General features: G+C 38.8%; 14 protein-coding genes. All 14 read left to right on the top strand.

Annotated elements, in window-relative coordinates:
• The first annotated feature begins 263 nt into the window (after positions 1-263).
• The 14 genes from FEZ08_RS00390 (at position 264) to atpA (ending at position 12,104) form a co-directional block, all read left to right on the top strand.
• Positions 264-1,763: a sulfatase-like hydrolase/transferase gene (locus FEZ08_RS00390; RefSeq protein ID WP_138189720.1), complete on the top strand. Its 1,500-nt coding sequence runs from the start codon at positions 264-266 to the stop codon at positions 1,761-1,763.
• A 99-nt stretch (positions 1,764-1,862) separates the two neighbouring features.
• Entirely contained in the window at positions 1,863-2,633 is a 771-nt protein-coding gene (locus FEZ08_RS00385; RefSeq protein ID WP_138189719.1) for a TatD family hydrolase, read from the top strand.
• Positions 2,634-2,697: 64 nt separating this feature from the next.
• Positions 2,698-4,011: a murein hydrolase activator EnvC family protein gene (locus FEZ08_RS00380; protein ID WP_171014852.1), complete on the top strand. Its 1,314-nt coding sequence runs from the start codon at positions 2,698-2,700 to the stop codon at positions 4,009-4,011.
• Between the two features lie 140 nt (positions 4,012-4,151).
• Entirely contained in the window at positions 4,152-5,330 is a 1,179-nt protein-coding gene (locus FEZ08_RS00375; RefSeq protein WP_138189717.1) for a murein hydrolase activator EnvC family protein, read from the top strand.
• A gap of 116 nt (positions 5,331-5,446) precedes the next feature.
• Positions 5,447-6,001, top strand: coding sequence for a hypothetical protein (locus FEZ08_RS00370; protein ID WP_138189716.1), 555 nt, complete (start codon positions 5,447-5,449; stop codon positions 5,999-6,001).
• Positions 6,002-6,107: 106 nt separating this feature from the next.
• Positions 6,108-6,650, top strand: coding sequence for a ribonuclease M5 (gene rnmV, locus FEZ08_RS00365; RefSeq protein ID WP_138189715.1), 543 nt, complete (start codon positions 6,108-6,110; stop codon positions 6,648-6,650).
• Positions 6,647-7,510 (top strand): 16S rRNA (adenine(1518)-N(6)/adenine(1519)-N(6))-dimethyltransferase RsmA, encoded by an 864-nt coding sequence (rsmA, locus tag FEZ08_RS00360; protein ID WP_138189714.1) that lies wholly within the window; start codon positions 6,647-6,649, stop codon positions 7,508-7,510. Before rnmV ends, rsmA begins: the two co-directional genes overlap by 4 nt.
• 247 nt (positions 7,511-7,757) lie before the next feature.
• On the top strand, positions 7,758-8,144 hold the full coding sequence (locus FEZ08_RS00355; protein ID WP_138189713.1) for an ATP synthase subunit I: 387 nt from the start codon (positions 7,758-7,760) through the stop codon (positions 8,142-8,144).
• 1 nt (position 8,145) lies between these two features.
• Positions 8,146-8,886 (top strand): FoF1 ATP synthase subunit A, encoded by a 741-nt coding sequence (locus FEZ08_RS00350; RefSeq protein WP_138189712.1) that lies wholly within the window; start codon positions 8,146-8,148, stop codon positions 8,884-8,886.
• A 12-nt stretch (positions 8,887-8,898) separates the two neighbouring features.
• Complete coding sequence (gene atpE, locus FEZ08_RS00345) at positions 8,899-9,162, top strand: ATP synthase F0 subunit C (protein WP_138189711.1); 264 nt, start codon at positions 8,899-8,901, stop codon at positions 9,160-9,162.
• 83 nt (positions 9,163-9,245) lie between these two features.
• Positions 9,246-9,509, top strand: coding sequence for an ATP synthase F0 subunit C (gene atpE / locus FEZ08_RS00340; RefSeq protein ID WP_138189711.1), 264 nt, complete (start codon positions 9,246-9,248; stop codon positions 9,507-9,509).
• A 46-nt stretch (positions 9,510-9,555) separates the two neighbouring features.
• Positions 9,556-10,056: a F0F1 ATP synthase subunit B gene (atpF, locus tag FEZ08_RS00335; RefSeq protein WP_138189710.1), complete on the top strand. Its 501-nt coding sequence runs from the start codon at positions 9,556-9,558 to the stop codon at positions 10,054-10,056.
• Positions 10,049-10,600, top strand: coding sequence for an ATP synthase F1 subunit delta (atpH, locus tag FEZ08_RS00330; RefSeq protein ID WP_138189709.1), 552 nt, complete (start codon positions 10,049-10,051; stop codon positions 10,598-10,600). The genes atpF and atpH overlap by 8 nt, the downstream gene beginning before the upstream one ends.
• Positions 10,584-12,104: a F0F1 ATP synthase subunit alpha gene (atpA, locus tag FEZ08_RS00325; protein WP_138189708.1), complete on the top strand. Its 1,521-nt coding sequence runs from the start codon at positions 10,584-10,586 to the stop codon at positions 12,102-12,104. Before atpH ends, atpA begins: the two co-directional genes overlap by 17 nt.

Raw genomic sequence — 12,104 nt, 5'->3', positions numbered from 1 at the left:
ACTCGATAAAATCTGCTCAATCACGTATGTCAAGATACGCTCAATCACAATTTTTGCCAAGTTTTTGTAATTTCAAGCGTTTTCAAACAGTCTGTAAGTTAATAGCAATCACCTCCAAAGTTTTTTATATAAATAAGGGCATGACTCAATAATAAATGGTGAACCTTAAATCTGGCTTAAACATATAAATAAATTAATTAGATATTAGGATAAACATCTGTTAAAATTAATCTTGGTTATAAAATAGGAAAGGGTGGGAATCAATGAATAACAATAAAGACAAGCATCGTTTGTTTTTAATATTGATTACAATACTTACTTTTGTGACGATTTTCGTGGTCGGCTTTACAACATGGATGGTATATAATTTTGGTGATGTCAGTTTTGAACAATACTTTTTTAGTATTACTGCACCTACTGCAGGGACACCAACATCTTTTTATATTCAAATAGCAATGGCAATAGGAGTTATTCTTCTAGTTACATTGATAGTTGTTTTTATTTACTATTTAATTTTAAAAAAAGTAAAGTTGAAGTCGTCAGTTAAAAAACTGTCAATCTTGCTAATAACTGGCGCACTTTTATTCTCAAGTCTTTTTTATATGAATGCAAATTTAAAAATTGCTACATATTTTTTCGCTGAAACGACAACTTTTTTTGAAGATAATTATGTAAAACCAAGTTCGGATATTATCACATTTCCTAAACAAAAGAAGAATTTGATTTATATTTATCTTGAATCATTTGAGGCGACTTATTTTTCTAAAGAATTGGGCGGAGCTGTAGATATTAATTTAATGCCAAATTTAACGGCGTTAATTAATGAACCCGGTGCTGTCAGTTTTTCTGGCGGCGAGTTAATGGGCGGCGGTATCCAAGCGCCGGAAACCGGTTATTCAATTGCCGGCATGTTTGCTCAGCAATCGGGATTGCCATTTAAAGTTCCGGTTAAGGGAAATGATTATGGAACCAAGTATGAATTTGCTACCGGAGCAATTACCTTGGGAGATATTCTTAAACAAGAAGGTTACAATCTGCAGTTTCTTGTTGGCGCTGATGGCACCTTTGCCGGCGTGAACAATTTCTATCAAACCCATGGTGATTTTGAAATTTTAGATGTTAAAGTTGCCAAAGACGAAGGGAAAATTCCTCAAGAGTATCTTGTGTGGTGGGGGTTTGAAGACCGCAAACTCTTTGAATTTTCTCGTGAGAAGCTTGAAGCGATTACACAACAAGATCAACCGTTTGCTATGGTTATTGAAGCTGATGATTCGCACTTCCCCGATGGTTACACTGACGAAGCATGTCCCAAAGATCGTACTGAACCATATGAAAATTCAATCTCATGCGTTGACAGTATGGTTGGCGAGTTTATTAACTATTTGAAACAGCAACCTTACTATGAAGATACCGTTATTGTGCTTCATGGCGACCATTTGAGTATGGAACAAGAATATTTTAAAACCCTTGATCCAAATTATGAGCGCCGGACTTTTAATGCCTATCTCAATCTTGACCAAACTAAAGTTGCTGGGGTTAAAAATAAAGATAGATTGTTCAATTCAATGGATGTATTTCCAACTGTGCTTTCAGCTATGAATGTGGATATTAAAGGAAATCGTTTAGGTCTGGGGACTGATCTTTTTTCAGGGCAACAGACTTTATACGAAAAATTTGGCACAGATTTTGTAAATGCCGAGTTGGCTAAAAAATCACCATATTTCTTTGAAACATTTTTATATAGCAAAACCAAATATGAATAATCATTGGAAACCAGTTAAGCTTTGCTTTGCTGGTTTCTTTCTTTCTCACCAAAAAGAAAAAAATGGTATAATAGTTTTGAACGTACAGGAGGAATAATTATGTTATTTGATACGCATTGTCATATTAATACTGAAGATTTTGCTGAGGATTACGAGGCGGTTTTGGAGCGGGCACAGGAAATTGGTGTGAAGAAACTGGCAGTAGTTGGGTTTGATAAGGAAACGATTGCGCGCGCTTTATGGTTTGCGGAAAAGTATGATTGGATTTATGCTATTATTGGCTGGCATCCAGTTGATACGATTGATTGCACACCGGAAGATTTAGAAATGATTCGGAAAACCGCGGCAGCCAACCCTAAGGTTGTAGCGATTGGCGAGATTGGCCTTGATTATCATTGGGACAAATCCCCTAAAGTGGAACAACAGGCGTTATTCCGCCAACAGATTGAGATGGCTTTGGCATTAGATAAACCAATTGTTATTCACGATCGTGACGCTCATCAGGATGTCTATGATATATTGGCAGAATACAAAGATGAGCCCAACTTACGTGGCATCATGCATAGTTATTCTTCAAGTCCGGAAATGGCTGAACGGTTTATTAAGCTTGGTTTTTATATCTCCTTAAGTGGTGTGGTTACTTTCAAAAAAGCACGTGTACCGCATGAGGTTGCGGTTAGTGTGCCACTTGATCGCTTATTAATTGAAACTGATTCACCGTATTTGACGCCGGTGCCATATCGCGGGAAACGCAACGAGCCGGGATATGTTCATTATGTGGCGGAAGAGATTGCAAAACTACGCGGTATTTCTTACGAAGAAGTTGTTCAGGCGACTTATGAAAATGCTTGTCGTTTATTTGTGATTTGAAATAGTAAGTAAAAATTGTTATACTATGAATACCAAAAAAGAGAAAAAGTTAGGAGCGAGAGTAATGAATAAAACGCTGAAAAAAGTGGGGTTTAGTTTAGCCGCTATTCTACTATTAAGCGCCTATATCAATTTTACACCATTTAATCTTTCTGGGGTAAGCACGGTCGATGGTGCCTGTGGTACAACAGAAGAGTGTAATGCTGAAATTAAACGACTTGAAGAAGAACGTGAAAAAAAGCAAGCCGAGATAAGCGGTTATGAAGATACTACTGATGGTATTCAAAATAAAATATTTGGTTTACAGGAAGAACGCGATCTTATTGATAGCCAGATTACGGCATTGGATAACTCAATTTCTGCTATTGACGGTGAAATAAAAACACTTGAAGAAAGTATAACTAAAAAGCATGAAGAAATCCGTAACCGGATGGAGAGAATGCAATTGGCTATAAAAGGGAATCAGTACTTAGACTTTCTTATTAACTCAGAATCATTAACTGATTTAATTCGACGCGCTGATGCGGTTGAATCAATCACTTCATATGATAAAGATTTAATTAGTCAAATCAGTGCTGAAAAAGCACAAGTTGTTGCTTTCCAGGAACAACAGGCTGAGCAACGGAAACAACAAGAGAGTAAAAAAACAGAGACAGAAACTTTAATTGCTGAACAGCAACAACTTCAAGCTGACTTTAAGGCGAAAATTGCTGCTGCACAATCGTCAGCCTCTGATCTTGAGCTCTCGCAAGGTGAGGTTCAAGCGCAAATTGACAAGTTGGAAGAACTGCGTAAGCAACAAGAAGAAGAGGAAAAAAATAATAACAACAATAATAATGGCGGTGGCGGTGAAGAGAACGGCGGCGGCAACGAAAGTGGCGGCGGTGGCAGCGGTGTTCCATCGGGAAGCGGCTGGGTACTGCCGACTGCTTCGGGTACAGTAACTTGTTCATATGGCTGCTACTACGACCATATCGGAACTGATATTGGTAAGTATGGTGGCACTAACGTGCTGGCAGCTGCAACCGGTATTGTTGTGTATACTGCTGGCGGTTGTTACGAAGGTAACCGCAGTTGTAATGGTGGTTTCGGGAATGTTATTGCTATTAGCCATCGTATCAATGGTAGAGACTATGTAACTGTGTATGCCCATTTGCAATCAATATATGTAAGCGAATGGCAAACGGTTAGCGCCGGCCAGTCGATTGGTTATATGGGCAATACTGGTGATAGTTATGGAACCCACCTTCATTTTGAAGTATTAGTGGATATTAATTATATGCCTGGTTCAAAGGCAACCCGGCGTGCGCATTCGGTCGATTCGGTGAGAATCATTCCATATCCAAATGGCGGCTCTGAATGGAGCAGTAGCTGGTAAAATAGTTATGAAAAAAGCGCTCGGGCCGAGCGCTTTTTTCTTTCTTTTCCCCAAAAATAATTATTGCACTTTTTCGTTTTTTTTGAAAAATCATTGAAAAATGTTATACTGTTAATGAATTAATTATCGAGGTGATACTGTTGAAATCAAAAACTTTTAAGATTATTCTTTCTGCTGCATTGCTTGTAGCTGTTGTGGGAGTTATGTCATATGTAAAGCCTGAACCGGTTCAGGCCTGCGATACTGTTGAAGAGTGTCAGGCGGAGTATGATCGTATCCGTGAAGAGCGGGAAGCGAATCAAAGTAAACTGGCCGGTTATAAAGATGATTACGAAGGAATTATTTCTAAGATTAGTACCTTGAATGATAGTATTACGCAAACTGAAGCGCAAATTTCCGTTATTGAAGCAACAATTGTAGCTTTGCAAACTAAGATTGATGAGTTGCAGGCAAGTATTGATGCAAAGAATGAACTCGTTATGGGGCGGATGGAAGCGATGCAGCTACAAAATAAAGGAAATGTTTACATTGATTTTATTTTAAATGCCAGTTCGCTTGCCGATATGGTTTCGCGAAGTGAGGCGATAACTCAAATCACTCAAGCGGATAAAGATTTGATTCATCAAATCCGTGAACAAAAAGATGAGATTGTTAAATCGCAAGATGAGCAAGTGACGAAGCAAAATGAATTGATTGCTGTTCGCGATGACTTACAGTCACAAAAAGATGAGCAGGACCAACTTCAAATTGCACTTATTGAAAAGATTCATGCTTCGGAAGCATTGGAAGAAGAATTAGCACTTGCTGAAGATACTAGCGCGCAACAGTTGGCAAACATTTCTGGAAAGGTGCCGCCAACTTCAGGTGCATTTGGTTTACCAACTGCAAATGGTATCATTACTGCGGGATATTTAGATCCTGATTATGGCTTTAGCAGTGATCACTTAGGTACTGATATCGCCTGGAATTATGGTAGTGAGATTTATTCAATTGGAACCGGAGTTGTAGCCGAAACAGTTACTGGTTGTGGTGGATGTACCAGTGGGTATGGTAATTATGTAGTTATGATTTATAATAAAAATAATGTTGATTATGCGGTTATGTATGGACACTTAAGTTCAGTTTATGTTTCACCGGGGCAAGTTGTGTCGCAAGGCTCAGCAATCGGTGCGATGGGAAGTACTGGGTTCTCAACCGGACCACATTTACATCTCGAAATCTTACGTGGCATTAATTATTTTCCAGCTAGCCGTTATCAACGGTTGAACTATGTTATTAATACTAAGGAAGTTATTTCCTACCCTGGAAATCGATGGTAGGGCAAAAAGCACCATTTTTTAAATGGTGCTTTTTTTATTTTCAAAACAGTGTTGCAAATTTCCGGAGGCTATGATATTATTTAACTACAAATCGTAGGTAAAGGGTGTTTTTAGATATGTTTAAGAAAATTGGTGAAAAATTTACTCAAATGGCTCAAGATCAAGCTGAGGCAACAAATCATATTAATGAAACTGTTGTTCGGTTGTTCAACGAGCATGTTGAAGACGCACAAGATTATGTTGTTGGTGTTGGTCAAATTGAAATCGAAAGCGGTGGAGCCGGAAATGCTGCAGCAAAGATTTTTCTGAATGTTGCTATGGTAGAGAGCTCTGATTATATTATTGGTGTCAACAACAAAACTCAGCAATTAGTCGTACTTGCAATTAACAACGATGAAATTCTTGATAAGCATATTCTTGAAAAAGGTGCCTATCAATTTTCAAAAGAATCAAAAGCAGTTGATGAAGTAATGGGTTTCTTCGGCGGTGTTGGCAGAAGCCTTGCGCATAATCGTCGCGACCGTTATGATCGAGAGCGCTTCAATTTAAAGACTGATGAATTACAGTTGCGTTTTCTGATTGGCAGTTATATGCCTGAGGGAACAAACTATCCATACAATAATGCACCGCTTGTAGAAGCGCTAAAAGAATTAATTAAAACAGCAAAATAATTTTTGGGGAAATCCCGGGAAAAAAGCAAGTTTAAAAACTTGCTTTTTTCTATTGTAGACGCAACCACACTTTGACTGGTATAATAGAAAAGAAATGTGAGGCGTTATGAAACAAAAACCAAGAATTGATGCAGTAATAGTTGTAGAAGGTCGCGATGATACCATTCGCTTGCGAACCTTTTTTGATGTAGATACAATTGAAACCAATGGGTCAGCTTTAACTAACGCAACCATTGAAACCATTCGCCAAGTTCAAAAAGAACGCCGTGTTATTGTGCTGACTGACCCTGACTACGCCGGTGAAAAAATTCGCACCAAACTCAGTCAGGCGCTGCCTGAGATCGAGCACGCCTTCGTGCTGCGCGATGATGCTCACGATCATCGCGGTAAAATCGGCGTCGAGGCCGCGAGCGCCGCTGCGTTGCAGCATGCGCTCGGCCATGTGCAGACAGCACAGGCGGCGGTGGAGACTTTTTCATGGCAGGCGATGATTGATTTTGGTTTGGTTGGCAACAAACAGCGACGCCGTTTTGTGGCGGAGCGATTACATCTCGGCGAAGTGAATGCTAAGCAGTGTTTTAAGCGCTTGAATATGTTTGGCGTGAGTGAAGATGCGGTTGCAGATGTGTTAAAGGAGTGGAATGAATGAGTGTTGAATATATTGCTACGCCTAAGCGTACTAAAGAGCTCCTGAATAAGTATGGGTTTAACTTCAAAAAGAAGTTTGGTCAGAATTTTTTGATTGATAATAATGTTTTAAATAAGATTGTGGTTTCTGCTGAGATTGGTCCTAACGATGGCGTTATTGAGATTGGCCCGGGTATTGGTGCGTTGACACAGCATTTAGCGACGGCAGCAAAAAAAGTTGTTGCTTTTGAGGTGGATAAGACGCTTGTGCCTTTGTTGGATGAGACGCTGGCTGATTTTCGTAATGTGTCAGTGGTTTTTGAAGATATTTTGACAGCTGATGTAAAGCAGGTTATTGATTCTGAATTTGCCGATTGTGATCGGATTCATGTGGTTGCTAATTTACCATATTATATTACCACACCGATTCTTAATTTTTTATTGACGGCTGACCTTGGTCTGACGTCAATCGTAGTTATGATGCAAAAGGAAGTAGCTTTACGCTTACAATCGAGTGAGGGCAGCAAAGAGTATGGTTCGCTGGCGATTTTTGTGCAGATGCTGGCGGATGTGGATATTGCGCTTACCGTGCCGCGGACAGTGTTTATGCCACAGCCGAATGTTGACTCGGCAGTTTTGCGGTTGCGACTTTTGGAGAAGCCGCGTTATGATGTTGGTGAGATGAAGGTGTTTGAGCAATTTGTTCAGGCTGCTTTCAAACAACGACGGAAGACTTTGGCGAATAACTGGAGTGAATTATTTGGTGGTAAAGAGCAAGTTTATGAAGTTTTAACAAAAGCGGAAATTAATCCTAATATTCGTGCTGAAAATCTAAGCATTGCCCAATTTGTTAATCTTTTTTCACTATTTAATAGATTGTAAGTGTTATCAATTATAAATTGAGTTGAATTAATATTGAGGCATGTTATAATTATAATGAAAAGTTCATATAATAAGTAATCGGAGGAGTCAGTCACAATGGCTCTTTTTGTATATTTTACGCGGAAAAACGTCTATTTTCAGTTATTTGCGCAAAAAGCGATTAAAACGGTTGTAAATAGAAAATAAGAGGCGTATAATAACATGGTATTCAAGCAAAGGTTGATTATTTTAGGAGATTGATGACATAATGTTTTCACAAGAAAAAGAGATTAAATATCCTTTCATTATTATTGCAGCGTATGGAATAATAATTGCAGGAATTTCATTGATCTTTTGGCCAGCAGAGAATGTTGTTCTTGGGATTCTATTAGGAACAGTAGTTTCATTATTGAATCTGACACAATTATATCGCGCATTAAAACGAGCAGTTGAGCAGCAAAATTCTTCAGCGGTGAGTGGGAGTCTTTTCTTAAGATTATTACTTATTGTTCTGGGGGCTGTCGCCTGCTGGTTTTTGCCGATGATATTCAATCCGTTTGCTTATATAGTTGGTATTTTAATATATCCGTTAGCGATGAAAACAACGATATTTGTCATATGGTTGCAAGGAAAATTCCAAGGAGGTGTGACATAGAATGTATACTTTATTAACTGCTGAAGAGTTAGGCGAAAGTTTAAACGCGATATTCTCTTTCAGTGAAGGGGTTACTATTCATATTTTTGGAATGGATATTCTTATTTATAACGGTGTCATATTCTCGTTATGTGCGATGTTAGTAATCACAGCGTTGGCATTTTTTGTCCGTTGGCACATCAAAAGATCAGATATTCATAAACGGCCATCACGAGTTATTGTGGTTGCCGAGATGATTCTTGATTTTGCTAAAACCAATACCGGGGATATGAAGTTTGCCCGGTTGATGACGCCGTTTATCGCGACATTTTTTATTTACTTAATTGCGATTAATACTGCTGGCTTTTGGGGTGTTGATCCACCTGGCTCGAATATTATTATTGCGTTCTCACTAGGGATTACAATGTTCCTGCTGATGCATATTTTGTCAATTATAGCTTTGAAAGGCCGATACTTCAAACAGTATATAGAGCCATTACCGGTATTGTTGCCATTTAACTTGATTGATTTCGTTTCACAGCCAATTACAGTTTCGATTCGGATTTTCGGGAACATGGTCGCCGGAGTTGTTATTGCATTGTTAATAAAATTTGCAATGAGTATGATTCCGTTTGGAGCATTTTTAACATTTATTCCCTTATCAGCATGGTCATTCTATGCCGACTTGTTTGTCGGATGCGTGCAATCACTCGTGTTTGTTATGCTGACAATCAATTATATTAAAGAGCGTTTAGAAGTTTAGGAGGTAATATATATGGATTTAGGAACAGGTATTGCGATTGCAGGTGTAGCAATTGGTGCAGGTATTGCAGTAATTACCGGAATTGGTACCGGCTTAGGGCAAGGTATCGGAGCCGGGAAAGTGGCTGAGGCTGTCGGGCGTAATCCGGAAGCAAAAGGGCCGGTATTAACAAATACATTGATTACCTTTGCGGTAGCGGAAACACCGGCATTGTACGGGTTTGTGGTATCAATGATTTTAATCTTCTTATTCTTATCAAATTTAATGCCAAAATAGAGAGTAAGACAATAACACTCATGTTGAGTTTTTGATAAAATAATTAATAAGAACAATTAAGTTATTGTAGGAGGTAACTAGTTATGGATTTAGGAACAGGAATTGCAATTGCTGGCGTAGCAATTGGCGCGGGTATCGCGGTAATTACCGGTATTGGAACTGGTTTAGGACAAGGTATTGGTGCTGGTAAAGTGGCTGAGGCTGTCGGGCGTAATCCGGAAGCAAAAGGGCCGGTATTAACAAATACATTGATTACCTTTGCGGTAGCGGAAACACCAGCATTGTACGGATTTGTTGTATCAATGATTTTAATCTTCTTATTCTTATCGAATTTGATGCCCAAATAAGAAGTTTGGTACCATTGATATTTAGTAAAAAGAGAGGTGTGTCTTCATGAATCAGGATGTATTAAACGCTATAATTAATTTAGTAATACAGGTTTCAACAATTGCCGCATTAGGTATTGTTATTTATTTGGTTGCTTGGAAACCACTGATGGCGATGCTTGATAAACGTGCTGAAACTATTTCTAAAGATGTTGAAGATGCGGAGATAAGTAATCAAGAGGCACAAAAATTAAAAATTGAAGCGCGTGATAAATTACAGGAAATTCAATCTAGTGCATCTTCGGTTATTAATGATGCCAAACAAATGGCAGATAAGATGCAAACCGATGCTGAAATGCAGCTTCAAGAAACGCTGAAAAAACGTCAAAATGATTTTGATGAACAGCTACGGGTTGAAAAACAACGTGCTAGAGAAGAGGTCGCTGCGCAAGTGGTTGAACTTTCTATGGCGGTTGCTAAAACATATTTGCAAGATAATGTTGATCAAAAAGATACTGAGGCACGGATGAGTGAACTGACTAAAAAGTTGGTGAATTCAAATGAGTAATACACCGGTTATTGCTGAACGCTATGCGCGGGCATTATATAATGTTGAGGCAAGTAAATTAGTATTGGATCAATTGCTGGCAATACAAGATGCTTTTAACAACATTCCCCAGGTATTTGAATTTTTTGGCACACCAATGTTGAATTACGAACAAAAAGAAGTGATTGTGGCTAAAATATTTGAAGGTAGTACGGAGAATGTTTTGCATTTTATTCAATTGCTTATTAGAAATAAGCGCATCATGTATTTGAAAAATATTATTCCCGAATATCGACGGATTTTATTGGCAGAACATGGTGTTGAATTAGCGCAGATTGTTACCGCAACTCCGGTTGAGGAAGCATTTTTACAACGCTTCACCACTCAGATTGAAGCGTTGTTAAACAAAAAACTTGAAGTTCAGCATCAGATAAATAAATCAATTATCGGCGGAGTAAAAGTTCGCATTGGCTCACTGGTTATTGATGATTCGATTGAAAACAAGCTGGATATGGCAAAAAGAGATTTATTAAAGAGGGGTGTAGTTCATGAAATTACAAGCTGATGAATTAACAACAGCACTCACGAAACAACTGAAAGAGTATGACAAAGTTGTCAACCAATATGAGGTTGGACATGTTATGACAATTGGTGATGGAATTGCTATTACCGATGGTTTAGATAACGTTGTATCAGGTGAATTAGTTGCTTTTGGGCAAGGTAGTTTTGGTATGGCTTTAAACCTCGAAGCTCATAATGTCGGGGTTGTTTTACTTGAAGAATCTGGTGATATCAGCGAGGGTACTGAAGTTCGGCGTACTGGTCGGGTTGTAGAAGTACCGGTTGGTGATATGATGCTCGGCCGGGTTGTGGACCCATTAGGAAAAGCAATTGACGGCGGCGAGCCAATTAAAAGTGATAAATATCGTCCGGTAGAGCGTGTTGCTCCAGGGGTTATGGCACGTAAGAGTGTTGATACACCGCTGCAAACCGGAATTAAAGCAATTGACTCAATGATTCCTATTGGCCGCGGTCAGCGTGAGTTGATCATCGGTGACCGTCAGACAGGTAAAACTTCGATTGCTATTGATACTATTTTAAACCAAAAAGATCAAGATGTGTATTGTGTTTATGTAGCAATTGGTCAAAAAAATTCCAGTGTCGCAAAAGTATTCAGCCAACTGAAAAAAGCCGGAGCAATGGATTATACCGTTATCGTGTCGGCTGGTGCAAGTGAATTGGCACCGTTGCAATATATCGCGCCATATTCTGGTTGTGCGATTGCTGAAGAATGGATGTCACAAGGAAAAGACGTTTTAATTATTTATGATGATTTAACGAAACATGCGGTTGCTTATCGGGCAATCTCCCTGCTTTTACGTCGTCCACCAGGACGTGAAGCGTATCCCGGAGATGTTTTCTATTTGCATTCGCGTTTACTTGAACGTTCAGCACATATGAATGACGAGTTCGGTGGTGGTTCAATTACCGCATTACCGATTGTTGAAACTCAAGCAGGAGATATTTCAGCTTATATCCCGACTAATGTTATTTCTATTACTGACGGACAAATATTCTTGCAAACAGATTTATTCAATTCAGGACAACGGCCAGCTATTGATACCGGACTTTCGGTTTCACGGGTTGGTGGCGATGCCCAACGATCAATTATTAAAAAGCTGTCTGGGAGCATGCGTACTGAATTAGCGCAATTCTTTGAATTACAATCGTTCTCTCAGTTTGCGTCTAGTGTTGATGCTTATACTCGTGCAGTACTTGATCGTGGACAAAAATTACTGGAAGTTATTAAACAACCGGTAAACGAACCATTAACAATGGAAGAACAAGCAGTATTTTTATATGCTGTGCAAAATAAATATATAGATAAAGTAGCAGTAAGAGACATTCAGCGATATCAAACTGAATTGTTGTCATTTATGCATGTTCAAAAACAAGATGTATTGGATAAAGTTCGTAATAATCCAACCTTATCTGACGAAAATGTTGCGGCAATTTCAGCGGCATTAGATGCATTTAAAAACGTCTTTTCTGCAAGTGAGCGTGATTAA

Origin of the sequence: Culicoidibacter larvae, assembly GCF_005771635.1 — a bacterium.
GTDB classification, from domain to species: Bacteria; Bacillota_I; Bacilli_A; order Culicoidibacterales; family Culicoidibacteraceae; genus Culicoidibacter; species Culicoidibacter larvae.
Note: the sequence above shows the minus strand (reverse complement) of the source record. Positions and strands in the feature narration are given on the sequence as shown.